The following is a 24,142-nucleotide window of genomic DNA, read 5'->3' on the forward strand; positions in this document are numbered from 1 at the left end:
AGTCCTTAAAATTATTATAGATGCCAAGAAGAGAACGCAATAAATTTGTAAAACGAGGAGAAGTAATTGAGTTACTAATTGAAGATTATGCTTTTGGTGGAAAAGGTATCGGGAAAATAAGATCAGAACTAGGAGAGTTTGTAGTTTTTGTTCCTAATACGTTACCAGGTCAATTAGTAAAAGCCAGAGTTGCAAAATCTCAAAAGAAATATGCAGAATGCAAATTAATTGAAGTTCTTAAACCTTCTGAAGATGAAGTTGCCATGGATTATCAAGAAATTCCTGGGGCACCGTATATAAAACTTCCAGTAGAAAAACAGCATAACTACAAATACACAAGCACTTTAGACTTATTTAAAAGAATTGGTAAAGTTGCTAATATTGAAGATTTATTTGATGAGTTTGTAAGTTCTCCAAACCTATTTCATTATAGAAATAAAATGGAGTATAGTTTCTCAGCAATTGGCTTTGATCATGAAAAAAACACCGATGTAGATGAATTTACACTTGGTTTTAAAAAACGTGGTGTTTGGTGGATGGGCGTGAATCTTGAAAAAGATTCTGGTTTATTTGATAAAGCTGTTGAAGACAATATCAAAAATATAAAAACCTACTGTGAGGAAACAGGATTAGCTCCTTGGCATGGACCTAGAAAAGAAGGTTTTTTCAGATACTTTGTAGTTAGAAAATCATACAAAACAAATGAATTACTATTCAATTTAGTTACCACCTCAGGAGATTTAGACAAATTTAACTTAGATAAGTTCGCCAATTATTTAGTTGAACTATTTGGTGATCGTGTGGCTGGATTATTACATACTATAAATGATGAAACTGGAGATAGAACTATTGCTACTTCTGGAAGTATTCAATTAGTATATGGTAAAGATAAAATCGTTGAAGAATTATTGGGATTGAATTTTGAAATCAGCATGAAAAGCTTCTTTCAAACTAATCCTAAATCTGCAGAAAAACTATACTCTAAAGTAATTGATTATGCTTTAGAAAATAAAGACGCAATTGATAATACTGTTGTCATGGATTTATTCTGTGGAACAGGAACTATTGGTCAAATATTAGCTTCAAAAGGAAGTAACACAAAAATTATTGGAGTTGATATTGTAGCTTCTGCTATTGCTGACGCAAAGAAAAACGCAAAAAGAAACAACATAGAAGGTGTTGAGTTTTATGCTGCTGATGTTGGTAAATTCTTATTCGAACATCCTGAATTTAAGAATAAAATTAGAACCATAATTTTAGATCCAGCCAGAGCTGGAATTGCTCCAAAAACACTTAAAAAAATCATAAATCTAAATGCAGATAGAATGGTTTATGTATCTTGTAACCCAGCAACTCAAGCAAGAGATACAGAGCAATTGATTGAAGCGGGATATAACTTGAAAAAGATTAGTTTGGTAGATCAATTCCCACACACTTCTCATATTGAAACTGTTGTATTGTTTGAAAAATAAGTATACATGAAAATCTTAAAAAAGTTAATTGTTTGTGCAGTCCTTATTTCTATGGCTATATCTTGTGAAAAGGATGATTTTTGTGAGTTTAGTTCTCCTACTCCAAATTTAGTGCTAAGATTTTACGATAAAGATGTGAATGACGATCTGAAATCAGTTCAACGATTATCAATTATTGCTCAAGGAAAAACTGATAGTTTATATATGAACAGAACGGTTGATAGTATTGCTATTCCATTAAATACAAATGCTACGGAAACGATTTACACCATAAAGAGAAACGAAGCTACTGGTAATATTGCAGATAATGAAACAGCAACATTAACAATAAGATATACACCAGAAGAACAGTACCTGTCAAGATCGTGTGGTTTTAGATTTATATTTAATAACATTACTTTAGAAAAAACAGGTTGGATCGACAGCTTATCAATAACTACTTTAGAAACTATAAACTCACAAGAGAATGCGCACGTTAACATTTTTCATTAATCTTAGCTTATTTCTTTCTATACTTTCTGTTAGTGCTCAAAATATTGGAATTAACAAAGAGCAACCAAAAGATACTGTTATATATAAAACAGGTTATGGTTTACGCGTAGGTGTTGACTTAAGTAAAGCAGGATTAAGCTTTTTCGATAAAAGCTACACTGGTTTTGAAATCGTTGGTGATTATCGTGTTTCTTCACGTTGGTATATTGCTGCGGAAATTGGTCATGAAGAAGAAATTACTTTTGAAGATTTCACAACTTCAACTGCAAAGGGAAATTATATAAGAGTTGGTGCTAATTACAACACCTATAATAATTGGCTAGATATGAATAATGAAATTTATGTTGGTGGTAGATATGGTGTGGCTATATTCGATCATACTCTTAATAGTTATACGCCAAATGTTACTACTGGAGATACAAGTGTTCCAATTTATTTCCCATCTACTCCTATTACAACTCCTGTAACTGAAACGGGATTAAACGCTCAATGGTTAGAGTTTGTATTTGGAATTAAAGCAGAAACATTTAAGAATTTATTTATTGGATTTAGCGGATCTTTTAAAATCGCAACGGTAATTGAAGATCAAACAGGATTTAAAACGTTATACGCTCCTGGATTCAATGAAGTATTAAATAGTAGTACTGGATTTGGTTTTAATTATACTTTGACCTACTTAATTCCTTTTGTTAATAAATAATTTTAGAGCTTACCTCCTATTTTACTACCTTTACATTAAGTAATAAACAAACTTATTAACAATGGATAGAATACCTAGCGTTGATTTGAGAGACTTTTTGTCTGGAGATGAAAGTAGAAAGCAAAAATTTATTAATGAAATTGGTCATGCCTACGAAACTATTGGGTTCGTTGCTCTAAAAGGACACTTTTTAGATAATGAACTAGTAGATAACTTGTATGAACAGATAAAAAGATTTTTTGAACTACCTGTAGAAACTAAACAGAAATATGAAATTCCTGGGATTGGTGGACAACGTGGTTATGTTTCTTTCGGTAAAGAAAGTGCAAAAGGAAAGAAAGAAGGTGATTTAAAAGAATTTTGGCACTTTGGTCAATATGTAGAAAATAATCCTGCATTAGAAGAAGAATATCCTAATAATGTTGATGTTGCAGAACTTCCAGAATTTAATGAAGTTGGAAAACAGACGTATAAAATGTTAGAGAAAACTGCAAAGTTTGTACTACGCTCTTTAGCATTACATTTAGGTTTAGACGAAACTTATTTCGATCAATATATATTTAATGGTAATAGTATTTTAAGACCAATTCATTACCCTCCAATTCATGAAGAACCAAAAGGAGCTGTAAGAGCTGCTGCCCATGGTGATATTAATTTAATCACACTTTTAATGGGAGCCCATGGTAAAGGATTACAAGTTCAAAACCATGAAGGAGAATGGATTGATGCCATTGCAGAACCAGATGAATTAATGATTAATGTTGGTGATATGTTATCGAGACATAGTAACAATAAATTAAAGTCAACTATTCATAGAGTAGTAAATCCACCAAAAGAATTATGGGGAACTTCTCGTTATTCAATTCCTTTCTTTATGCATCCTGTTTCTGAAATGAAATTAGATGTTTTAGAAAACTGTATCGACGATAAAAATCCTAAACAATTTGAAGATATTACAGCTGGAGATTTCCTAAACGAACGTTTAAGAGAACTTGGTTTAATTAAGTAATTATGGATTTACAAGATCAACTTAAAAACCTTTTTCCTGATCATCAATTTGAAGAACCTACTCCAGAGGAAAAACCTGATGTTTGGTTGCAAGATGAACCATTGCTTTGCAAATACGAAAAACGTAAAGGAAAACCAACAACGGTTATTGATGGTTATAACGGAGCAACTTCAGATTTTAAGAAACTAGCGAAGGAAATTAAAACAAAACTTTCAGTTGGTGGTAGTTTTAAAGATGATACAATAATTATCCAAGGAGATTATCGAGATAAAATCATGGATATTTTAAAAGAAAAAGGATTTAAAGTAAAGAGAGTTGGTGGATAAATTTTTAAAGTGTTTAATACTTTAAAGAAAACGCCTTATCTACATTTTTTAAAAATCACTTTTTTAACATAAAGTTTATCAATACAATAAAAATAAAACACAAACAAAACAATATTCTTAAGAGTATTGTTTTTTTTATTAATATTGATGAATTATTTTTTAAGTCCCTAAAGATGAGTTCTTTTTTACATATTACAAACGGTGACGTTACAACTGAAATTTTAAACAACCTTAACATCGAAGGCGAAATTATTACTTGGCGTGAAATGTTATGTGAAGGTAAAACTACTACCGATGTAGGTAGTGAAGATTTTTGGAAAACACGATATGATTTCTTTAGTAATGCTTATCAAGTAACTAAAAAAACTTTCATTGATTTTACTTTAAAAGAGTATAGAAAACTATGTAAACAAAATCAAGATGAAATCATTCTTTGGTTTGATTACGATCTATTTTGTCAAGTGAATATGCTAGCCGTAGTAAGTTGGCTGAAGAAGTTCAGAAAGGGAAGAAAAATAACAATTGTCCAAGCGGGAAATTCAGAAAACTATGACAAGCTAGTTGGGTTTGGTCATTTATCCAAAGAAGAACTTTTAAACCTTTACAATAACAGAATTCAACTAACACAGGATGACATAGAATATGCCGATTATATTTGGCAACTATATTGCTCTGATAGTCCATTACGATTAGAAACCGTACATAAATTCAATCCTTCCTCTCCATTTATTTATTTAAGTGATGCTATAAGTGCTCATTTAAAGCGTTTTCCTTCAGTTGAAAACGGTTTAAATCAAATTGAGAACACCATTATTAAAGCTGCGAATCAGTCTGAATTAAAAACTGAAAATGATTTAATTCGAAAATTATTGACCGAACAAGAGACTTATGGATTTGGAGATATTCAATATAAAAACAAAATAAAAGAATTGAAAAGTCTTTTTACTTCGCTTAGTCCTGTTAAACTTAGTGAAGACGGAATTAGCCTTCTTAATAACCAAATTAACTACTATAGAGAATTACGTTCTGATTTTTCGTATCTTGGCGGGGCAAAAAAATACAGCTACTTGTATTTAAACGCTAATGACAAGTTGCTGAAATTAACATCTTAATGAACATTCAAAATTCTGAACTTATTTTAAATCAAGATGGAAGTATATATCATCTTAATTTAAGACCTGAACATATAGCCAACGATATCATTTTTGTTGGAGATCAAAATCGTGTAGATAAAGTTACCAAACACTTTGATAAAATTGAATTTTCAACTCAAAAAAGAGAATTCAAAACCACAACAGGATATTACAAAGGCAAAAGATTATCTGTTATTTCTACAGGAATTGGGCCAGATAATATTGATATTGTAATCAACGAATTAGACGCATTGGTTAACATAGATCTTGAAACTAGAGCTTTAAAAGAAGAGCATACTGCTTTAAATATTGTTAGAATCGGTACTTCTGGTTCTTTACAAAAAGATATACCAGTTGATAGTTTTCTTATTAGCACACATTCTTTAGATATCAATGGAATGCTTCATGCGTATCAAATTGATGAAATTTCCCACCCAGATATCGAAGAAGCGTTCACGAAACATACGAACTGGTCAAGTAAAAAAGCAGATCCAATTATTATTGCAAATTCTCAGGAATTAGAAGATAAATTATCTTCAAATGAAACATTCAAAGGAATTACTGCTACTGCAGGTGGATTTTATGGACCTCAAGGACGTGTTTTGAGACTACCATTACAAGATCCTGATATTAATAAAAAGATAGATAGCTTTAATTTTAATGGCAATAGAATAACCAATTTAGAAATGGAAACTTCTGCTATTTACGGACTTTCTAAATTACTAGGTCATAATGCACTTTCAATGAATGCAATTTTGGCTAATAGAGCTAATGGTACATTTAGTGCTGAACCGGGTAAAATAGTAGCAGAATTAATAGAATATACTTTAGACAAATTAGTTGAATAAATGCTGAATTTAAAAGTAGGTGGTGTCCCTGAACATTTTAACTATCCTTGGTACATTACGTTAAAAAATAAAGAATACACCCAGAACGGAATCAATTTACGATGGCAAGATTTCCCTGGTGGAACTGGTGCCATGTGTAAATCTTTGCGAGAAGGTGAAATTGATATTGCCATTGTATTGACCGAAGGAATTATTAAAGATATTATTGATGGTAATCCCGCTAAAATTATTCAAACTTTTGTAAAAAGTCCATTAATATGGGGAATTCATGTTGGTACAAAATCGAAATTCAAAACTATTGATGATTTAGAGAATGCTACCGTGGCTATTAGTAGATATGGATCTGGTTCTCATTTAATGGCCATTGTAAATGCCTACAATAATGGTTGGGATATTGACAAACTCAAATTCAAAGTAGTCAAAAACCTACAAGGTGGAATAGATGCTTTAACCAATGGTGACGCAGACTATTTTATGTGGGAACATTTTACTACAAAACCTCTTGTAGATAATGGAACTTTTAGACGATTAGGAGATTGTCCTACACCATGGCCATGTTTTGTTGTAGCCATTAGAGATGAGGTATTAGAAAAAAATCCTGAAGAAATTAAAACAGTTTTAAATATTATTAATAACTGTACTAAAGATTTTAAAAAGATTGTTGACATCGATAAAACACTGTCTGTCAGATACGAACAACAACTAGAAGATATTCAAGAATGGCTTTCTATTACTGAATGGAACGATGGAAAACCAATCACAAAAAATTTATTGACTCGTATTCAAAATAAAATGGTTGGATTCAACGTTATATCGGAGAAGATTAATTCTGATAGATTAATTAAAAATTTGTAAATTTAGCATCTAAATAAGATAATAATGAAAAGAGTAGTATTTATTGCAATTTGTATTGTTGGTTCTTTAGGATTAATTTCTTGCGGGAGCACGGCTCCTTGTGGCTTATCACAAAACACAAAAACTAAGCAAACTCAACAAAACTATCAACAAAAGATTGTTGTTGCAGATGCAACAGCAGAATAAGTTGATTGTTCTTTTTTCAAATTCAATAAATCCGCTTTTTTAGGCGGATTTTTTTGTTATTTTTAATTCTATGAAAAAATTTGTAAAAATTGTTATTTACGTTACAATTCTTGTAATTTCACTTATACTGAGTGATTTATATATCCTTAGAGGTAAATTTTCGCATATTTATCTATTTCCTTTTTCAAACAAACCTATTGCTTCAAAGGAGGTTCAATCAAAGGATTTAGCATTGGAAATTTTAAAAAAATCTGACAAGTATCTTTTTAATTTCAGAAACAAATCGATAAAGCCATTTTTCGTTTGGACTTATAGAAATGATAAAACCATCTTTGAAGTAAACGATTCAGTTCTTAGGTACCATTATAGGTTAATCCCTGATCTTCCTGAGTTCAAAAATAAATATGAATATGGTTTAGATTGTGGGACCGGGGCTGGTTCATTTACAATTAATCCATTTGAAAAATTCTCCTCAGAAGTAACACATAACCAAGTTTTAAATCCTTATTACTGGGGAGCTTATCATCAAAACAATAAAAGTGGAGATACAATTAATGATTTACTATATAACAAACCCTTATTGATTGTGTATCATAGAAAAAATACTTTTAAAGTTTTTGATAGACAAGATATTACTAGTAAAGACAGTTTAAGAGTTCAACTCTACCTCCCTGTCTTTTCTTTTGATCACAATGAGTTATCCTATATAAAATCCAATTATATTAAACTATCGTATAAAAAAATTATAGAGAGAATGATAATTGAAGAGAGCGATGTTTTCAAACAAGTTTATGATTAATTCCTCTTTTGCAACATAGGAACAAATTTGAAATCACCTAATTCGTGTTTTTCAAATTCCTTTGCTGATTTTCTAATAAGCAATGTCATGATTTGAGTTTTGTCTCCCACAGGAATCAATAACTTCCCTCCTACTTTTAACTGACTTAATAACGGATTCGGAATATATGGAGCACCAGCCGTAACAATAATTTTATCAAATGGAGCCTGATCAGGTAATCCTTTATATCCATCTCCAAAGATGAATTTCTTCGGTCTGTATCCTATTTTAGGTAAAAACAAAGAAGTTCGTTTAAATAATTCGTGCTGACGTTCAATAGTATAAACCTCTGCTCGTAACTCTAATAAAACAGCAGTTTGATAACCAGAGCCTGTTCCAATTTCTAGAACTTTATCTCCCTCCTTTATTTCTAAAACTTCTGATTGAAAAGCTACAGTATAAGGATGAGAAATAGTTTGATCTGCAGCAATGGGAAAAGCTTTATCTTGATATGCATGATCCTCAAAACTACTATCTATAAATAGATGTCTTGGAATTTTCCGCACTGCATTTAAAACTTTTTCATCTGTAATTCCCTTTCCAGATAAAACGTTAGCCAATTGATTTCTAAGCCCTTGATGTTTGGTAGTATCTCTCAAAAAAAGTTGAATTTTGGGATTTTAAAAGTAGTAATTATTCACTAAAAAAAATCTATAAAAGTGTATCTTTGTTAGCGCTGATTTGAAAAAATTAGCAATCATTTAAAACTTAATTACATATGCTAAAAGCCGGAGTTTTAGGAGCGGGTCATTTAGGAAAAATCCATCTTCGTTTATTACAAGAATCAGACAAGTATGAATTGGTAGGGTTTTACGATCCAAATGAAGATTATGCTCAAAAAGTAGCTCAAGAATTCGGATATCATTTATTTGAATCTATTGATAGCTTAATTGAAGCTGTTGATGTTGTTGACATTGTTACTCCGACATTATCTCATTTTGATTGTGCTAAAAAGGCTATAGAAAAAGGGAAGCATATTTTTATTGAAAAACCAATCACTAATACGTTACAGGAAGCTGAAGCAATTAAAACTCTAGCAAGTCAAAACCATGTTCGTGGTCAGGTTGGTCATGTTGAACGATTCAATCCAGCATTTACAGCGGTAAAAGACATTATTGACACACCAATGTTTATTGAAACGCATCGTTTAGCTGAATTTAATCCAAGAGGTACAGATGTGCCTGTTGTATTGGATTTAATGATTCACGATATTGATATTATTCTTTCTGTTGTAAAGTCAAAAGTGAAAAATATCTCAGCTAGTGGTGTATCGGTTATCTCAGAAACTCCAGACATTGCTAATGCAAGAATTGAGTTTGAAAATGGATGCGTAGCAAATTTAACTTCAAGTAGAATTTCTATGAAGAACATGAGAAAAACACGCTTCTTCCAAAAAGACGCATATATTTCTGTTGATTTTCTTGAGAAGAAATCTGAAGTAGTGAAAATGAAAGATGCTCCAGAAACTCCAGATGATTTTGCAATGATCCTACAAAATGCAGAAGGAGTAAAAAAACAGATATACTTTGAAAATCCTAAAATAGAACAAAACAATGCAATTTTAGATGAATTAAATTCATTTGCAGATGCAATTCATCAAAATATTACTCCTGTAGTTTCTTTAACTCAAGGAACAGAAGCTCTACGAGTAGCACAAAAAATAATTGATTGTTTTTCTAAATAACACATAACTAAAATTTAATTTTCATGAAGAATATTGCAGTAATTGGTGCAGGAACAATGGGAAACGGAATTGCCCATACATTTGCTCAATTTGGATTTAATGTACAGTTAATTGATATTTCTCAAGCGGCTTTAGATAAAGGTGTAGCTACTATTTCTAAAAACTTAGATAGAATGGTTGCTAAAGAAAAAATATCTGAAGACGACAAAACCAATACATTAAACAACATTACAACATATACTAGTATTAAAGACGGTGTTCAATATGCTAGTTTAGTAGTTGAAGCTGCTACTGAAAATATAGACTTAAAGCTTAAAATTTTTAAAGAGTTGGATGAGGTTTGTCCAGAAGATACAATTTTGGCAACAAATACATCTTCTATCTCTATTACTCAGATTGCTGCAGTTACTTCAAGACCTGAAAAGGTTATAGGAATGCACTTTATGAATCCTGTGCCAATTATGAAATTAGTTGAAATTATTAGAGGTTATAATACTTCTGATGAGGTTAACGATTTTATTGTTGACTTAACAACCCAAATCAAAAAAGTTCCTGTTGAAGTTAACGATTACCCAGGATTTGTTGCTAATAGAATTTTAATGCCAATGATTAATGAGTCTATCGAGACCTTATATAATGGTGTTGCTGGTGTTAAAGAAATCGACACCGTAATGAAATTAGGAATGGCTCATCCTATGGGACCATTACAATTAGCAGATTTTATTGGTTTAGATGTTTGTTTATCTATTCTTAATGTAATGTATGAAGGATTTAAAAATCCTAAGTATGCTCCTTGTCCACTACTAGTAAATATGGTAACTGCTGGAAAGTTAGGAGTAAAATCTGGAGAAGGATTCTATGATTATTCAGAAAGTAGAAAAGCTGAAAACGTAGCAAAAATGTTTAGCTAATACTTTTCAACTTTATATATAGACAAAAAAAAAGGAACTCATTTGAGTTCTTTTTTTAATTGGGGATTATATTTGTTTAGTTCCTATAAGTGTGATTTAAGGGGAAACACTTGAGAATTTCGGGGAACTAAGGGGGAATGTTATTTATGGAAAGGGCTTCTATTATTCTTTACGTAAACTGGTACCTTTTCTACTTTTAATCCTGAATTTGCTAATCCGAATAAAGCTTTTACTAACTGGTTTAAAGATTCTAAAATATTCATATTAAAAGTTTTTTTTAGGGGTTAATACTTTTGTTTCACACTGCTAAATTACAACAGACTTACTCTTTAAATTTTAATTTTTAGACTTGTAGTAGTCGTTTGGTCGACAAATGGTATTAATTTATCGATAAGTAAAAATAAATCATCAATTCAAAGAGCAAGCTGAATAATTTCAACACTTTTTACTTAAGAATAAGCTTTCCTTTCCACTCACTATTCCCTGAGTATATTTTAAAGAAATACATTCCCGAAGCCAAGTTATTTCTATTAAATACGATGGTATTGTTACCTGAATTAGAGTTATATTCCTCTTGATGAACTCTTTTACCAAATACATTGTACACTTCAAAATTGAATTTACTTGTGATATCAGTAGTAAAAGATAATCTTGTTGAATTTACTACAGGGTTTGGACTTACTTTAACTATATTTTCATTCGTTATATCATCTACAGATAATGCAGCTCCTTTTGTGAACTTAATATCTGCGATCTCAAGAGCTTTATTCTCTGTCAAGCCAGTTTCAGATACTAGTGTAAAGAATAATGTTTTAACATCATTTAAATCCGTACTGCCATTTGAACTACTATTTGACTGTAATTCATCAAGAGATAATTGATAGTCTTTATTGTTCTCAGTTAAATCCACCATTACATAAGGTTGGTTTTCCCAAGATGACACGCTCTCTCTTACAAAAGTTAATTTTAATTTTCCTGTTCCCTTAGCTGTAAACGATAATGTCTTATAATCTGTTAAATCAACTTTCTCAAATCTTGGTGTAAGAGACCTATATATTGATACATCTTGACTAGTTAAAAATCCTGCGACAATATTACGTTCAACTCCGTACTCTTCATCTGAAACAGACATTGTACCTTGTTCTACTTTAAAATCACTTACAAAAGACTCTGAACTATAATCAACTCCCCAAGTTCCATCAGATAAGAATAAATCATCAGGAGTGGTATCATATTCATTTGATAATCTAAAACCAAAGTCATATAAGTTTTGCGTATCTAATGTTATTTGATTTAATGAGTTTTCTAAATCTATATCAAATTTTAAGCTTTCACTCTCTGAAGTTTCTGTTGCTCTTTTATATCCGTCAATAGATATTTTTGTTGCTCCTATTGTGCTCACCACTTCCATATCAATCTTACCATTATTATAGGCAGCCTTTCTTATAAAAACTGGTGGAGCTTCAGAACTCACATAAGAAGTAATTTCTTTTTGAACACCAATAAGGTTTATTACTTCAGAAGAAAGTTTATATAAATCATCGATAGTACTCGCCCAAATTTGGAAATTATAAAATCCTTTATCAGAATACTTATCTAAATTCCAGTGAGACTCAACAACAAACGAAGAATTATCATCTGATTCAGCTACTGCAAAACTTGCAACATACTCAATTCCTCCGTCAGGTCTCTTAACAATTGATTTTATAAATATCTCATCGTTAATTTCCATATTAGATACCGATAATAATTCAGAACCGCTAAAACGATCACAAATATGCTTTGTATGTTCATATACTGATTCCTCAGTCTCTAAAATCAAAATAGTCCCTACTCCTTCATTATTACTAGTTATGTAATCCACAGATAAAACGTCTACCGCATTGGTAATATCGGCTAAGTCTCCAGGAGAACTCTCTACAACATTAGTATTTTGGATGATATCCATTGGAACAAAATCCCAAAGTGTAACCGCACTACTTGACTTCTTACCATAGTTAGCGTTTTTGAATACTCTTTTAGCTGTGCTTAAATCAAACTTATAATTTGCTTTTACTCTATTTAAATTTCTTTGATTTATTTGTTGTGATAAACGATTATTACTTTCTAATCCTCCGTCATTACCCGATGAAGTTCTTGATCTTTCTGGACACGCTGCAACCCCAGAGCATGAAGGATCATCACAATCTACTAAGCCATCACCATCATCATCAATACCATTTGTACAATCTTCTTGCGGTACTGGTGCTGTTGGACATCTCGCTCCATCATTCTGTGAACTTGATGGTCCGTATGCAAAAAGATTCGAAACCATATCTGCGCTACTTGCAACATTCTGTACAGCATATACTACATATACGGTTCCTGTTTGATTAGCTGAGATGTAAAAATTCCCATCTACATCAAAATAAACTGCTCCATAAGTATAATTTAAACCAGCAAGAATTGGAACTTCACCTAGAGTAGTTACATTTCCTGTATCTGGATCAATTTTATACAAAACGTTTGAATGCTTTTCAACTGTATACAACATATTATCTACTGAATTAAAAGCCCAATCGTGATTTGTTATGGCTTGAGACAAACTCATAGATCCGATGTTAGTTAAATAATTCGGAGAAGCTGGATCTAAATCTATTTTATATAACGACGAACTTCCATTTTTCAAAAAGTAAATTCCATCTTGGTTTACATCTCCAACGTAAGAATATGGAGCATTCGCAAGTGTATAAGTTGTCATTTCATAATTGTTCCCTATTCTAACAATAGAATTTCCAGGAGACTTTAACGATCCCCAGATATATCCATCTTTTGGGTTATATCCTACACCATTAATTACTGAAGGGGTTAAATCAATCCCATCTAAAAGTGCATTACCAGAAGCTAAGTTCTGTGCATATACATCGTTGGCTTGAAATAAATAGGCTTCAGTTACACAATTAAACGGCTGAGTAGTTTGAGAAACTAATACTTGACAATAAAAACTTATTAATATTATAAATAAGGATTTTTTGATTTGAGGATAATTTTTTTTCATGGTAATATGGTAATATCGGGGTTAATAATAATGTTATCAGCAATTTACGATTAAGAACCCTAAAAATCACAGGAAAAATACCGTTTTGCACTTAAGTATTGCTAAAAAAACATTTTCGTATGCTGAATGACATAAAAAAAGAAAAGGCACCTCAATGAGATGCCTTTATATCTTATTAAACCGTAGTTTATTATTCTTCGTCCTTATCTTTTTCCTTCTTAGATGCTTTATTCCAAATTTTGATTTCATCACTAGAAGAAATACCCGATTTTACCTCAATATTTACACCATCAGAAATACCTAACTCTAACTCTTTCTTTTCAAAAGAATCTTCTCCTGTTTTAATTTCTACGTAAGGCTTTTCAGTTTTCTTGTCAAAACGTAATAATGCTTCCTTGATAGCTAATACACTGTCCTTTTTCTCTAATACAATGTCAGCATTTGCAGAATAACCTGCTCTAATGAAATAATTTTCATCTAAAGAAACATCCGCTTTAATTTTAAACTGAACTGCACCACCTTCTTCTGTTCCTTTTGGAGCAATGAAATTTAATAATGCTGGAAATTTTTTATCCTCAATAGCTCCTAAAGAAACTTCTAATTCAGTTCCTTTAACTAATTTACCTACTTCAGATTCATCTACTTTTCCTTCAAATATCATTTTATTCATATCTGCAATAGTTGCAATTGTAGTTCCCGCATTAAAACTATTACTTTGAATTACTTGATATCCTTTTTTAACAGGAATTTCAACGATCATTCCTGAAGAAGTAGCTCTAATATTAGTATTTGCAGCACTTCCTAAACCTGCAGTAGTTCCTCTCTTCACAATATCCATGTTTGAACGAGCATTTGCTAATCGTTGCTTAGAATTGTTGAATGATAACTGAGAGTTTTCAAATTCTTGACGTGCAATAACTCCTTTTTCGAATAAGCTCTTGTTACGATCGAATTGTGTTTTCGCATTATCAAAAGCCAATTGTGCATTTTTAATTTCGTTATTAGCAGAGTTTAATGCTTCAACATTTGGCACAACTCTAACTGTTGCTAATAAATCACCTGCTTTTACTACTTGTCCTTCTTCAACAACTATCTTATCAACAATACCTGCTATTTGAGGCTTAATTTCAACCTCTTCTAAAGGAACTACTTTTCCTGTTGCAACAGTCTTTTTAACAATAGTAGTTTTAAATGCTTTTTCTGTTTCGAATTGCACAATACTTTTCTTGTTCTTTTTAGCTAACCAAATCAATACGGTTGCAAATAACACTGCTACAAATATTAATATAATTTTTGCTCTTTTACTCATGGTATTTATTTATATAGTCTGATTATTATTTTTTACTCTTCTCTTAAAGCTTCAATAGGTTTTACTAAAGTTGCCATATATGCTGGAATTAATCCAATTAATGTACCTAATACTACTAGAATGAAAAATGCAAATAGTATAATTGGTATGTTTACTGTTGGGTTTAATAAGGTCGGATCTGGTCCTGAACCAACTGTAGTATCTAGAATGTAGAGAATAAATCCTCCAAATACTATTCCTAACATACCCGCAACTGTTGTTAAGAATACTGATTCTAATACTACTTGCTGTCTAATCTCTATTGGAGTTGCTCCAAGAGCACGCCTAATTCCAATTTCTTTAGTTCTTTCTTTCACTGTAATTAAAAGGATATTTCCAATCGCAAAAACACCAGCGATAAGTGTTGCTATTCCTACAAACCAAGTTAAGAATTGCATTCCTGTTAAAAACCCTGTCACTTTATTAATTCGTACAGCTAGATTGAAACTACCAAAAGCTCTATTATCTTCTGGATCAACCTTGTGTAGATTTTTAAGTGTTAATTTAATATCACTCTCTAATTGTTTAATGTCAACACCGGTATCACCAGTAACCATCATCCAATCGATATTGTTTCCTCTATTGTAAACTTGTTGGAATGTTGTAAAAGGAATGTAAGCAGCTTCTCCATCAATACCAATATTTCCTCTTTTGTAAACCCCAACTACTTTGTAATTTATATTATCAACAATTACATATTGACCAATTGGAAACTCGTCCTTTTCGTATAATTGCTTATAAGCCGTTTCTTCAATTACAATTACTTTTGATTTATTAGTGATGTCGTTATTATTAATAAATCTTCCGTAGATTAAATCTTTCTTTTGAACTTTATCTAATACAGGATAATCTCCACTTATGTTAAACTCTCCCGATTTAAACCCATTTATAATGTTCGTATTAGTTTGACTCCTTGGAGCTAAATACTTAATATCTTGGTGTTCTCTTTTTAAAATTTCTATATCAGAAGTAGTTAAACGAATTCTTCGTCCTTTTTGAAATCCTTTAAAAGGTTTTTCTGTTCTTTGAGCCCACATAAAAACACTGTTTGTAGCAAAATCTCCGAACAAGTTTTTAAAATTGTTTTCCATTCCTCTGGCAGCTCCTAAAAGTACCACTAACAAGAATATTCCCCATAAAACTCCAATAATTGTAATTACTGTACGCGTTTTATTCTTACGGATTCCTCCATAAATCTCTTGCCAAGTATCTGAATCAAATAAAAATTTAAACATATTAATCTGCTCTTAAGGCTACAATTGGTTTAATTTGAGCTGCTTTCTTTGCAGGTAAATATCCTGCAATTAATCCTGCAATTACTAATGTAACTGTTGCTCCTACTACAATTCCTGTGTTTACTCCAGGATTCTTTATAAAGTATTCTTCTAAACTGTCTCCAATTTGATTAAGAATATAAGTTCCTAATAATAATCCCAGATATCCAGCTAAGGCGGTAATTAATAGCGATTCCTTTACAACCATTGCAATAATAGAAGAAGGCTTTGCTCCTAACGCTTTACGAATCCCGAACTCTTTGGTTCTTTCTTTAATTGAGAAAATCATAATGTTACTAATTCCAATGATGCCTGCAATTAAGGTTCCTGATCCCACAAAAACTACAATAAAGTAAAGTGCCAACATAAATTGATTTACTCCTTTATTAGCTTCTGCCATATTTCTAACAGATAACGCACTTTGGTCGTCTGGGTGAATATCTAACTTTTCTCTTAAATCTCTTTCTAAACTATTTCCGAAAGCGATAGCCTGATTCAAATTCAATTTTGGATCGTATCCAATATTAATTTGACTGATATAATCATTATTACCATAAAGTTTCTGAGCTGTTGTAACTGGCATATATGTTAATCGTTCTTCATTATCACCTCCATCATCAGTAAATACCCCAATAACTTTATACGATAATCCATTTACATTTACTTGTTTTCCTAAAGCTGGACGCTCACCAAATAAATCTTGTTTAACTAGTCTTCCAATTACAATAACTTTAGACGCTTGTCGTAAATCTAACTCATTAATATATCGTCCATCAGTAATAATTGTTTTTTCTAAAAATTGATGGTCTGGATGAACAGCTCTTAAACTATAAGCATCTTGTTTATTCTTATAAGATATACTTACGTTTTTATATATTCTTGCTGTTAAATATTGAATTTTGTTATTGTATTTATCAGCTACATAATTGTAGTCTTTATTCTTTAGCTGAATTCTTCTTCCTGATTGTAATCCTTTATAAGGTTTTGAAGTTTTCCATACTCTTACAAACATCGAGTTAGCAGCATCATCAACAAAAGCATCAGCAAATGTATTTTTCAAACCACTTACAATACCAAAAAGTAATGTAAACAGTAAAATTGCAAAGGCAACCGTAAAACCAGAAAGTACAGCTCGAAGCTTGTTCTTACTTATACTCTGGAATATTTCTCGCCAAGAATCTAAATCAAACATAGCTTAGCTTTTAGTTTACTTGTTTAAGTTTACCTGTAGGCGTTAACTCATCACTAATAATTACACCATCTTTTAATCTTACGATTCTATTTGTTTGCTCTGCAACATCTTCCTCATGTGTAATTACGAATACCGTCATTCCTTCGTCATTAATTCCTTTTAATAAATCCATTACAGAATCTGTTGTTTTAGAATCTAATGCTCCAGTTGGCTCGTCAGCTAAAATCACTTTTGGATTTGTTACTAAGGCTCTTGCTATTGCAACACGCTGCTTTTGTCCACCAGAAAGTTCATTTGGTAAATGGTTTGCCCAAGGTCCTAACTCTACTTTTTCTAAATATTCTTGTGCAATTTTTAATCTTTCTTTTCTTCCCATTCCTTTATAATATAAAGGTAAAGCAACATTTTCTAATGCTGTTTTATATGATATTAAATTGAAAGATTGAAAAACAAAACCTAAGAACTTATTTCTAAGTATTGCAGCTTTCTTTTCGTTTAAGTCTTGAATTATTTGTCCGTTTAAAAAGTAATTACCTTCATCATGAGAATCTAAAAGTCCAACAATATTTAGCAAAGTAGATTTTCCAGATCCAGAAGATCCCATAATAGATACAAATTCACCTTCCTTAATATGTAGATCAAGTCCTTTTAAAACATGAAGAGAATCTTTACCAATTGGGTAAGATTTGTGTAGTCCTTCTATTTTTATCATATAGTTAGTTAATTTTTCTAAGAAGCAGATTAAAAAAGCATAAGCTTTAACTACTTACACACACTAGACGCTCATTTTTAAAATATGTTACAGAAAGTTATTGTAATTTTGAAAAAAAAAATATCAAGCCATGATTGAGCTTCCTAAAAACAAAAAAATTATTTTATTTGATGGGGTTTGTAACCTTTGTAACCAAACGGTTTTACGAGTAATTAAGCTAGATAAAAAAGATAAATTCAGATTTACTTCTCTTCAATCTGAAACTGGAAAAGCGATAATAAATCATCTCGGAATTGATACTTCTAAGGTAGATTCAATCATTTTATATGAGCCAAATCAAGCATATTACATAAAATCTTCTGCTGCTTTAAAAATAATTGGTAACTTTGGAGGAATTTGGGAGGTTAGTAAGTTTCTATTGTTTTTTCCCCCTCTTATCAGAGACTTTGTATACGATATCATTGCAAAAAATCGATACAAGTGGTTTGGTAAAAAAGATCAATGCATGATTCCTACTCCTGATTTACTATCAAAATTTTTAGATTAAATGATACAAAACTTAAAGTGTGTAATCTTTGATATGGATGGTGTAATCATAGATTCGGAAGAGTTACACAGAAAAGCATATTATGAAGTATTTGAATCTCTAGATTTAAATGTAACAGAAGAGTTATATAAATCTATGACGGGTTCATCTACCTTAAATGCTTTTCAAAAATTAGTCACGCACTTTAATTTAAACGAAAACCCAGAAGAGCTTGTCTTAAATAAAAGAAAGAGATACGTAAACTTTTTTGAGAATGACCCAAACCTAAGCTTAATTAACGGAGTGGAGAATATAATAAAGTATTTCTTTGATAAAGGATATACTTTAGTTCTTGCTTCTTCTTCGGCAATGGTTAACATTAATAGGGTTTTCGATCGTTTTAATTTACATCAATACTTTACAGCTAAAATTAGTGGTGCTGATTTAAAAGCCTCTAAACCTCATCCTGAAATTTTTGAGAAAGCGGCAGTTATGGGTGGCCATGACAGAAATAATTGTATTGTAATTGAAGATTCTGATAATGGAATTAAAGCTGCAAATGATGCAGGTATTTTTGCTATAGGATATAAAAATCCTTTAGTTACGAATCAAACTTTAGAAAACGCCAACATGGTAATTTCTAACTATGAAGAACTAATTGAAATGTGCTAATGGGGAAATTTACACTTAAAGCTTTTATTGTTTCTACACTGCTTATAGCGGTTATGGGATTTATGTATTTAAAAAGTAAGGATACATCAAAAAGTTTAGAGGATAATGTTTCTGATAAAATGCTGATTAAAAAAGCAAAAGAACAAATTGATTCTATCAAACAATCTTCAAAAATTGAAGATTCAATGATGGAGTTAATCATAAGTTTAGCTGACGATCATTCTAAACATAAAAATGTTGGAGCTAAACTATCTGATGAAGAAATCTCACAAACGGAAGAAAAATTAAACAAACAACTACCAGAATCATATAAGTTGTTTCTAAAGTACTTTGGTGATGGTGCAGATTTAGTGTATAACACTCCTATTTACAATAGTAAAAAAGTAGACTTTTTATCAAATCAATTTGATGATATCAAAGAAGAACTTCAGTTAGATTCGATAACCTTTCAGAGTAAAAACTTACTTTCTTTTACTAAAAGGAATAATGATAATGGAGCTTGGTATTGGGTAACAGACAGAGCAGATAATAAAGGTGAATGGTCTTTAGTTTACTATAATTATGATGATAAAATCATCAAACATATGGTGAAAACTTTACCTGAATGGATGGCTTTATTGGTTTCTAGTAAAAACACGGTGGTTAGTAAATTACAGAATCATAGTTCTACAAGTGCGTCATCTAGTAGTCGAATCGCTTTATTTTAAATTATCTAGAATAAAATTTATCGTTTTATTCGTATTGTTATTTACAGCATAAGAATCTGTTATAAACTTTGAAGAAACTGCATAACCTTCTTTTATTAGATATTCTATATCATCAGAAAACTCCAAAGTAACTTTTCCCGTCAATAAATTACTTAAATCTTTGCCTTCAGTGTAATAATTGTATATCTTCTTTAAGCCTGTTAAGTACAAGTAATCTTTTGTAAATCCACCTCCACGATAAGCTCTTGCTGTAATATAAAACGCATCTTCTCTGTTCAAATCAAAAGTGTTGTGTAAAGACCTAAATGTTTTTGAAAAAGAATATCCTTTTGCTAAACCATTTACTGCTAATACACGATACGCCAATTCCTTTAATCGTTTTAGAGTCAAGTTTCCTGACATATATTCACTAAATACTGCTAATCCTTCTTGAGTTTCAACATTATTAGGAAAACCATGAGAAAATATTTTTAATGGATGTTCTAACGCGTTCATTGTTGTGACCATATGAACACCAATTTCATGGTTAGTTAAAATTCCCATCTCATTATCTGAATAGGTATAATTTTCATTTAGCACTAACGATCTTGTGCTGTTTAAAACCATGGCAATAGCACTCATTTTTTTCGAATGCTTTACGTTAAAATCAAAATCGTAATTTTTACCGTAATCTATAAATAATTGCTCTGCTTGTTTTGAAGTATATCGAGGTTCAAATGAACTGTCTAAAACATCTTCATCTTCAAAATGAAGTATAAACTTTGCATTTTCAACATCTGCTTCTGTGGGTGAACCAAAAGATCTTAAACTATTGTAATAAAACTTTTTTCCTTCTCCAATGGTTTCAATACATTGAATTAAACCTGAATAGAAATAGATGATTTCTTCATATAAATTACGAATTTTTTCATCCTCAATATCTTCTAAAGGCAATGCAAAAAACTCACTATGTAATTTGAATTTATCAAAGTCTCGTTCGGGATATAAAAAGTTTGGGTCTGTTAGATATTTAGAAGCAAAAAACTTTTGTTTTTCCTCTTCAATATTAACAGGATTTACATATCTAAGAAGTTCTATCTCTTTTACAAGCTTATCAATTCGCTTGTCAATTTCGAATAACTTTTGTGTTTTTACAGAAGAATCAATCATCATTTTCAAAAAATCAACACTGCAAATTTATGATTTATGTCTAGTATAAAAATCTTTTGCGTGTTCTTTTAACATTCTATCTAAATAAACCTTTACAGCTTTTACTACTTCTGGATAAATAACTTGTTCCAATTCATCACAATAAACTTTTGCTATTTCAGTAGCTAACACTAAAGTATGATCAAACTTTTCAGTGATGAATTTTAAAAAATATCCGTTTCCTTCAAAAGTATCATTAATTTTTGAAGTGGATTTAATTTCGTTTGGTAATGGCATTTGTTCTAATAGCAATCGCCAATTTTCTATATCCTCTTTAAATCTATCATTATCAACATTTGCTGTACCTAAATTCCAAGTTGGCACTTCTCTATCCCAACGTTTCCAATTATAGCTATGCATATCGTAAACAATGCAACGATTATGCTTTTCTTCTATTTTAGAAATTAAAGCTTCAACCACTCTGTAAAATGCTTGGTGTTTTGCCAAACTTTTCTCTTTCATTGTTTCTGGTAAAAAAGTCTTCCATAATTGTTTACCCCATGCATCATCGTAAATAGCAGATTCTGGAGCTCTATTTAAATCGTATTCGAAACGAGAATCTAGACCAGCAATAACAATTGGGTTTGAGTCTACCATTTCCTTCGTGCAAGGATCTTCCTCGTACCAACGTTCATATTCTGAGTGTAAACAATTATCCCAAAGTTCTTTTCTGAATTGATGACCATCATGAACCGCAGCACATACGAAAGGAACATATTCTTCAATTTTTATTGTAAAAGAATAATTAGAAGCAACAGCCTCAAATAACTCTTCAGCATTAATTTTTTGAATAATTTCCTTTACCGATAACTTCTCCATTTACTTCAGAATTTTTTGAAGTGCAGCAAAGATTTGCTTTTCCATTTTATCAACAGTACCATCGGCAAAAAACACTTCTTTGATATCGTTAATTAAACTTCTTTTCTCTTGGTCAGAATATTTATTCATTAATAAATACTCTTTAATATTTTCAATAATATCTTCTTCCTTATCAAAAACTATTTGAGTATGTACTTTATTAAATGTTTTCTCATCCACTTTCGAAAGAATATACTTTCTCTCCTCCTCTGTTTCTAAAAAGTTACATTGTGCTGCATATAGTAAAACATATGCTTCGAACTCAGTTCTTGTCCATTCTATTATCATAATTACTGTTCGATAGGTAAATTTGGTATACTTGCCCATTCTGTCCATGAACCATCATATACCGAGTAGTTAGTGTTTCCTGTAATTTCAAGAGCTAACGCTAATATACAAGCTGTTATTCCCGACCCACAGGTAAATATATAATTTTTACTGTTTGTATTAATTGAATTAAAAATTTGTTGGAGTTCATCCTGACTTTTCATTTCGCCATTATGCTGTACTTCCGTATAAGGTAAACTTAAAGAATTCGGAATATGACCACCTTTCAAATCCTTTCTTGGTTCAGGTACTTTTGCTAAAAATCGATCATTGGATCTAGCATCAGCCACACAAAATTCTTGAGAATTAATATTTTCCAAAACCACATTAAAATCTACGACTTTGCCTGAAGTTTCTTTAATTTCAAAGTTCCCTTTATTTAAATTCATTTCATTTGGTTGAACAACTTTGTAACCATTTCCTTTCCATTTCGGTAATCCTCCATTAAGAACAGCAACATTTGTAAAACCAAATAACCTGAACAAAAACCAAGCTCTTGGAGATGAATACACTCCCAAATCATCATAAATAATAACACAAGAATCATTATTAATTCCTAATCTCTGTACTTCTTTCTCAAAATGTTCCGAAGTTGGGACTGTATTAGGAAACTCGCCTTCTTTATTTAAGAATACACCTTTTAAATCAAAGTTAATCGCACCAGAAATCTGAACTTTTTCAGAAGATTCCTCAAATGATCCCACTTTTTTAATAGTTGCATCTAAAAGAACTAAATTCTCAGCATCTATATTCTTGTGTAACCATTCAACGGTTACAACTGGTGAAGAAATATTAAGCTTCATTCACTTGTTTCTTTAAATCAGTCATTCTTCTAAAAGCTGCATTCTTCTCTAAAATTTTGCTTTCTAGAAAATCAACAACTTTTTCTTGAAGTTTAACTTTTGAAACTTTATTGATATATGTTATTCCTCCAGGACTCATTACATTTACTTCTACCAACTTTCCATTGATAACATCAATACCAACAAAATAAAGTCCGTCTTTAACCAGTTTTGGTCCAATTTTCTTACACAAAATTTTCTCTGCTTGAGTTAATCTGTGTTTTTCCACTCTACCTCCGGCTGTAACATTAGATCGATGATCTTTTTCTCCTGGAATCCTTTTCATTGCGCCAATTGGCAGACCGTTCAACATTAATATTCTTACATCTCCTTTTTCTGCTCCTTCAATATACTCTTGTAAGATTACATAATCTGATGATCCATCACTTTTACTGATGTAAAAATCTAACAATGAGTTAATATTTCCCATTGCTGATTTCTCAATTAAAATAACTCCTGAACCTCCATAACCATTCAGTGGTTTCAAAATCATTTTATCCGCTGTAGATTCCTCAATAGTTCTAATCAAGTAATTCTTATTTTTAGATACGTGAGTTATAGGTATGATTTCATTATTTGGATCTTCAAAAACTGCCGTATACAATTTATTATTTGCTTCCCTTAATCCTTGAACAGAATTGATAATAAAAACATCATCTTTAACCGAATCAAGAAAATTCAACATTAATGGATCTAATGGTGGATTTGCTCTCATAAAAATTGCATCAAAACCAGCTAGAGGAAGCATCTCTTCTCTTGTTGTGGCTTTTTTATAATACGATTTATGAGAAGAAGGAACTTTTTCCATTCTGTTTATAATCGTACAAAATGCATTGGTAACACTATTTCTAATAGTCAAATTAGAAGGCGTACATATTGCTACTCCATGCCCTCTTTTTGCACATTCATGAATTAACGTTAAAGAAGAATCATTCTCTGGTTCAATTTCTTCCCAAGGATACATTAAAAAACAAATATTCATCTGCAATACAAAGTTTTAGTTAG

The 24,142-nt window shown here is 31.0% G+C and carries 27 protein-coding genes; 15 read left to right on the top strand and 12 right to left on the bottom strand.

What is annotated here, in order from left to right:
- Positions 1-20 precede the first annotated feature (20 nt).
- The 10 genes from rlmD to ABNT61_RS05545 all read left to right on the top strand — a co-directional run bounded on the left by rlmD (position 21) and on the right by ABNT61_RS05545 (position 7,820).
- Complete coding sequence (gene rlmD / locus ABNT61_RS05500) at positions 21-1,472, top strand: 23S rRNA (uracil(1939)-C(5))-methyltransferase RlmD (RefSeq protein WP_348745162.1); 1,452 nt, start codon at positions 21-23, stop codon at positions 1,470-1,472.
- A 6-nt stretch (positions 1,473-1,478) separates the two neighbouring features.
- Positions 1,479-1,964, top strand: a complete 486-nt coding sequence (locus ABNT61_RS05505; RefSeq protein ID WP_348745163.1) for a DUF6452 family protein — start codon at positions 1,479-1,481, stop codon at positions 1,962-1,964.
- Positions 1,939-2,664, top strand: a complete 726-nt coding sequence (locus ABNT61_RS05510; protein WP_348745164.1) for a DUF6048 family protein — start codon at positions 1,939-1,941, stop codon at positions 2,662-2,664. The genes ABNT61_RS05505 and ABNT61_RS05510 overlap by 26 nt, the downstream gene beginning before the upstream one ends.
- Before the next feature lie 61 nt (positions 2,665-2,725).
- On the top strand, positions 2,726-3,673 hold the full coding sequence (locus ABNT61_RS05515; protein ID WP_348724483.1) for an isopenicillin N synthase family dioxygenase: 948 nt from the start codon (positions 2,726-2,728) through the stop codon (positions 3,671-3,673).
- A 2-nt stretch (positions 3,674-3,675) separates the two neighbouring features.
- Positions 3,676-3,999, top strand: coding sequence for a translation initiation factor (locus ABNT61_RS05520; protein ID WP_348745165.1), 324 nt, complete (start codon positions 3,676-3,678; stop codon positions 3,997-3,999).
- A gap of 173 nt (positions 4,000-4,172) precedes the next feature.
- Positions 4,173-5,111, top strand: coding sequence for a DUF1835 domain-containing protein (locus ABNT61_RS05525; RefSeq protein WP_348724481.1), 939 nt, complete (start codon positions 4,173-4,175; stop codon positions 5,109-5,111).
- A complete protein-coding gene (locus tag ABNT61_RS05530; protein WP_348745166.1) occupies positions 5,111-5,980 on the top strand; it encodes a nucleoside phosphorylase in 870 nt (289 codons plus the stop codon). Before ABNT61_RS05525 ends, ABNT61_RS05530 begins: the two co-directional genes overlap by 1 nt.
- On the top strand, positions 5,981-6,835 hold the full coding sequence (locus ABNT61_RS05535; RefSeq protein WP_348745167.1) for a substrate-binding domain-containing protein: 855 nt from the start codon (positions 5,981-5,983) through the stop codon (positions 6,833-6,835). It abuts the gene before it with no gap.
- 24 nt (positions 6,836-6,859) lie between these two features.
- On the top strand, positions 6,860-7,021 hold the full coding sequence (locus ABNT61_RS05540) for a hypothetical protein (protein ID WP_348745168.1): 162 nt from the start codon (positions 6,860-6,862) through the stop codon (positions 7,019-7,021).
- Between the two features lie 70 nt (positions 7,022-7,091).
- On the top strand, positions 7,092-7,820 hold the full coding sequence (locus ABNT61_RS05545; protein WP_348745169.1) for a hypothetical protein: 729 nt from the start codon (positions 7,092-7,094) through the stop codon (positions 7,818-7,820).
- Here the strand turns inward: ABNT61_RS05545 and ABNT61_RS05550 are convergent.
- Positions 7,817-8,458 carry a protein-L-isoaspartate(D-aspartate) O-methyltransferase gene (locus ABNT61_RS05550; RefSeq protein ID WP_348724476.1) on the bottom strand — a complete coding sequence of 214 codons (642 nt, stop codon included), beginning with the start codon at positions 8,456-8,458 and terminating at the stop codon, positions 7,817-7,819. The two genes, ABNT61_RS05545 and ABNT61_RS05550, sit on opposite strands and share 4 nt — an antisense overlap.
- A gap of 119 nt (positions 8,459-8,577) precedes the next feature.
- Here ABNT61_RS05550 and ABNT61_RS05555 point away from each other — a divergent pair, with 119 nt between their 5' ends.
- Positions 8,578-9,543 (top strand): Gfo/Idh/MocA family oxidoreductase, encoded by a 966-nt coding sequence (locus tag ABNT61_RS05555; protein ID WP_348713299.1) that lies wholly within the window; start codon positions 8,578-8,580, stop codon positions 9,541-9,543.
- A 23-nt stretch (positions 9,544-9,566) separates the two neighbouring features.
- The gene (locus ABNT61_RS05560) at positions 9,567-10,454 is read left to right on the top strand and encodes a 3-hydroxybutyryl-CoA dehydrogenase (protein WP_348713298.1); all 888 of its coding nucleotides are present in this window, start codon (positions 9,567-9,569) and stop codon (positions 10,452-10,454) included.
- 140 nt (positions 10,455-10,594) lie between these two features.
- Here ABNT61_RS05560 and ABNT61_RS05565 read toward each other — a convergent pair whose 3' ends face one another.
- From ABNT61_RS05565 to ABNT61_RS05590, 6 genes are all read right to left on the bottom strand, one after another.
- Positions 10,595-10,717, bottom strand: a complete 123-nt coding sequence (locus ABNT61_RS05565) for a hypothetical protein (RefSeq protein ID WP_348713297.1) — start codon at positions 10,715-10,717, stop codon at positions 10,595-10,597.
- A gap of 182 nt (positions 10,718-10,899) precedes the next feature.
- Positions 10,900-13,491, bottom strand: coding sequence for a DUF6923 family protein (locus tag ABNT61_RS05570; RefSeq protein WP_348745170.1), 2,592 nt, complete (start codon positions 13,489-13,491; stop codon positions 10,900-10,902).
- Positions 13,492-13,681: 190 nt separating this feature from the next.
- Positions 13,682-14,800: an efflux RND transporter periplasmic adaptor subunit gene (locus tag ABNT61_RS05575; protein WP_348745171.1), complete on the bottom strand. Its 1,119-nt coding sequence runs from the start codon at positions 14,798-14,800 to the stop codon at positions 13,682-13,684.
- A 32-nt stretch (positions 14,801-14,832) separates the two neighbouring features.
- The gene (locus tag ABNT61_RS05580) at positions 14,833-16,074 is read right to left on the bottom strand and encodes an ABC transporter permease (protein ID WP_348745172.1); all 1,242 of its coding nucleotides are present in this window, start codon (positions 16,072-16,074) and stop codon (positions 14,833-14,835) included.
- A gap of 1 nt (position 16,075) precedes the next feature.
- The gene (locus tag ABNT61_RS05585) at positions 16,076-17,305 is read right to left on the bottom strand and encodes an ABC transporter permease (RefSeq protein WP_348745173.1); all 1,230 of its coding nucleotides are present in this window, start codon (positions 17,303-17,305) and stop codon (positions 16,076-16,078) included.
- A gap of 10 nt (positions 17,306-17,315) precedes the next feature.
- Positions 17,316-18,017, bottom strand: coding sequence for an ABC transporter ATP-binding protein (locus ABNT61_RS05590; RefSeq protein WP_348724470.1), 702 nt, complete (start codon positions 18,015-18,017; stop codon positions 17,316-17,318).
- Between the two features lie 130 nt (positions 18,018-18,147).
- Here ABNT61_RS05590 and ABNT61_RS05595 point away from each other — a divergent pair, with 130 nt between their 5' ends.
- The 3 genes from ABNT61_RS05595 to ABNT61_RS05605 are packed head-to-tail and all read left to right on the top strand — an operon-like array spanning position 18,148 to position 19,922.
- Positions 18,148-18,564: a thiol-disulfide oxidoreductase DCC family protein gene (locus ABNT61_RS05595; RefSeq protein ID WP_348713291.1), complete on the top strand. Its 417-nt coding sequence runs from the start codon at positions 18,148-18,150 to the stop codon at positions 18,562-18,564.
- Positions 18,565-19,215, top strand: a complete 651-nt coding sequence (locus ABNT61_RS05600) for an HAD family phosphatase (protein WP_348745174.1) — start codon at positions 18,565-18,567, stop codon at positions 19,213-19,215. It begins immediately after the preceding gene.
- Positions 19,215-19,922, top strand: coding sequence for an SMI1/KNR4 family protein (locus ABNT61_RS05605; protein ID WP_348745175.1), 708 nt, complete (start codon positions 19,215-19,217; stop codon positions 19,920-19,922). Before ABNT61_RS05600 ends, ABNT61_RS05605 begins: the two co-directional genes overlap by 1 nt.
- Here the strand turns inward: ABNT61_RS05605 and ABNT61_RS05610 are convergent.
- The 5 genes from ABNT61_RS05610 to gshB are packed head-to-tail and all read right to left on the bottom strand — an operon-like array spanning position 19,914 to position 24,119.
- Entirely contained in the window at positions 19,914-21,074 is a 1,161-nt protein-coding gene (locus tag ABNT61_RS05610) for a flavohemoglobin expression-modulating QEGLA motif protein (protein ID WP_348745176.1), read from the bottom strand. The two genes, ABNT61_RS05605 and ABNT61_RS05610, sit on opposite strands and share 9 nt — an antisense overlap.
- Positions 21,075-21,098: 24 nt before the next feature.
- On the bottom strand, positions 21,099-21,929 hold the full coding sequence (locus tag ABNT61_RS05615) for an N-formylglutamate amidohydrolase (protein ID WP_348745177.1): 831 nt from the start codon (positions 21,927-21,929) through the stop codon (positions 21,099-21,101).
- The gene (locus ABNT61_RS05620; protein ID WP_348713286.1) at positions 21,930-22,256 is read right to left on the bottom strand and encodes a hypothetical protein; all 327 of its coding nucleotides are present in this window, start codon (positions 22,254-22,256) and stop codon (positions 21,930-21,932) included.
- 2 nt (positions 22,257-22,258) lie between these two features.
- Complete coding sequence (locus tag ABNT61_RS05625; RefSeq protein WP_348745178.1) at positions 22,259-23,098, bottom strand: sulfurtransferase; 840 nt, start codon at positions 23,096-23,098, stop codon at positions 22,259-22,261.
- A complete protein-coding gene (gene gshB, locus ABNT61_RS05630; RefSeq protein ID WP_348713284.1) occupies positions 23,088-24,119 on the bottom strand; it encodes a glutathione synthase in 1,032 nt (343 codons plus the stop codon). Before gshB ends, ABNT61_RS05625 begins: the two co-directional genes overlap by 11 nt.
- Positions 24,120-24,142 lie beyond the last annotated feature (23 nt).

Source organism: Tenacibaculum sp. 190524A05c (assembly GCF_964036595.1).
In the GTDB taxonomy this organism is placed as follows: domain Bacteria; phylum Bacteroidota; class Bacteroidia; order Flavobacteriales; family Flavobacteriaceae; genus Polaribacter; species Polaribacter platacis.

Excerpts from the sequence above, each read along its gene's own strand:
- ABNT61_RS05605 (WP_348745175.1), top strand. The coding sequence starts at position 19,215 with ATGGGGAAATTTACACTTAAAGCTTTTATTGTTTCTACACTGCTTATA.
- ABNT61_RS05600 (WP_348745174.1), top strand. The coding sequence starts at position 18,565 with ATGATACAAAACTTAAAGTGTGTAATCTTTGATATGGATGGTGTAATC.
- ABNT61_RS05525 (WP_348724481.1), top strand. The coding sequence starts at position 4,173 with ATGAGTTCTTTTTTACATATTACAAACGGTGACGTTACAACTGAAATT.
- ABNT61_RS05535 (WP_348745167.1), top strand. The coding sequence starts at position 5,981 with ATGCTGAATTTAAAAGTAGGTGGTGTCCCTGAACATTTTAACTATCCT.
- ABNT61_RS05560 (WP_348713298.1), top strand. The coding sequence starts at position 9,567 with ATGAAGAATATTGCAGTAATTGGTGCAGGAACAATGGGAAACGGAATT.
- ABNT61_RS05615 (WP_348745177.1), bottom strand. The coding sequence starts at position 21,929 with ATGGAGAAGTTATCGGTAAAGGAAATTATTCAAAAAATTAATGCTGAA.
- ABNT61_RS05555 (WP_348713299.1), top strand. The coding sequence starts at position 8,578 with ATGCTAAAAGCCGGAGTTTTAGGAGCGGGTCATTTAGGAAAAATCCAT.
- ABNT61_RS05585 (WP_348745173.1), bottom strand. The coding sequence starts at position 17,305 with ATGTTTGATTTAGATTCTTGGCGAGAAATATTCCAGAGTATAAGTAAG.
- ABNT61_RS05595 (WP_348713291.1), top strand. The coding sequence starts at position 18,148 with ATGATTGAGCTTCCTAAAAACAAAAAAATTATTTTATTTGATGGGGTT.
- ABNT61_RS05530 (WP_348745166.1), top strand. The coding sequence starts at position 5,111 with ATGAACATTCAAAATTCTGAACTTATTTTAAATCAAGATGGAAGTATA.
- ABNT61_RS05575 (WP_348745171.1), bottom strand. The coding sequence starts at position 14,800 with ATGAGTAAAAGAGCAAAAATTATATTAATATTTGTAGCAGTGTTATTT.
- ABNT61_RS05545 (WP_348745169.1), top strand. The coding sequence starts at position 7,092 with ATGAAAAAATTTGTAAAAATTGTTATTTACGTTACAATTCTTGTAATT.
- ABNT61_RS05515 (WP_348724483.1), top strand. The coding sequence starts at position 2,726 with ATGGATAGAATACCTAGCGTTGATTTGAGAGACTTTTTGTCTGGAGAT.
- ABNT61_RS05510 (WP_348745164.1), top strand. The coding sequence starts at position 1,939 with ATGCGCACGTTAACATTTTTCATTAATCTTAGCTTATTTCTTTCTATA.
- gshB (WP_348713284.1), bottom strand. The coding sequence starts at position 24,119 with ATGAATATTTGTTTTTTAATGTATCCTTGGGAAGAAATTGAACCAGAG.
- ABNT61_RS05565 (WP_348713297.1), bottom strand. The coding sequence starts at position 10,717 with ATGAATATTTTAGAATCTTTAAACCAGTTAGTAAAAGCTTTATTCGGA.
- rlmD (WP_348745162.1), top strand. The coding sequence starts at position 21 with ATGCCAAGAAGAGAACGCAATAAATTTGTAAAACGAGGAGAAGTAATT.
- ABNT61_RS05610 (WP_348745176.1), bottom strand. The coding sequence starts at position 21,074 with ATGATGATTGATTCTTCTGTAAAAACACAAAAGTTATTCGAAATTGAC.
- ABNT61_RS05520 (WP_348745165.1), top strand. The coding sequence starts at position 3,676 with ATGGATTTACAAGATCAACTTAAAAACCTTTTTCCTGATCATCAATTT.
- ABNT61_RS05590 (WP_348724470.1), bottom strand. The coding sequence starts at position 18,017 with ATGATAAAAATAGAAGGACTACACAAATCTTACCCAATTGGTAAAGAT.
- ABNT61_RS05580 (WP_348745172.1), bottom strand. The coding sequence starts at position 16,074 with ATGTTTAAATTTTTATTTGATTCAGATACTTGGCAAGAGATTTATGGA.
- ABNT61_RS05505 (WP_348745163.1), top strand. The coding sequence starts at position 1,479 with ATGAAAATCTTAAAAAAGTTAATTGTTTGTGCAGTCCTTATTTCTATG.
- ABNT61_RS05620 (WP_348713286.1), bottom strand. The coding sequence starts at position 22,256 with ATGATAATAGAATGGACAAGAACTGAGTTCGAAGCATATGTTTTACTA.
- ABNT61_RS05570 (WP_348745170.1), bottom strand. The coding sequence starts at position 13,491 with ATGAAAAAAAATTATCCTCAAATCAAAAAATCCTTATTTATAATATTA.
- ABNT61_RS05540 (WP_348745168.1), top strand. The coding sequence starts at position 6,860 with ATGAAAAGAGTAGTATTTATTGCAATTTGTATTGTTGGTTCTTTAGGA.
- ABNT61_RS05625 (WP_348745178.1), bottom strand. The coding sequence starts at position 23,098 with ATGAAGCTTAATATTTCTTCACCAGTTGTAACCGTTGAATGGTTACAC.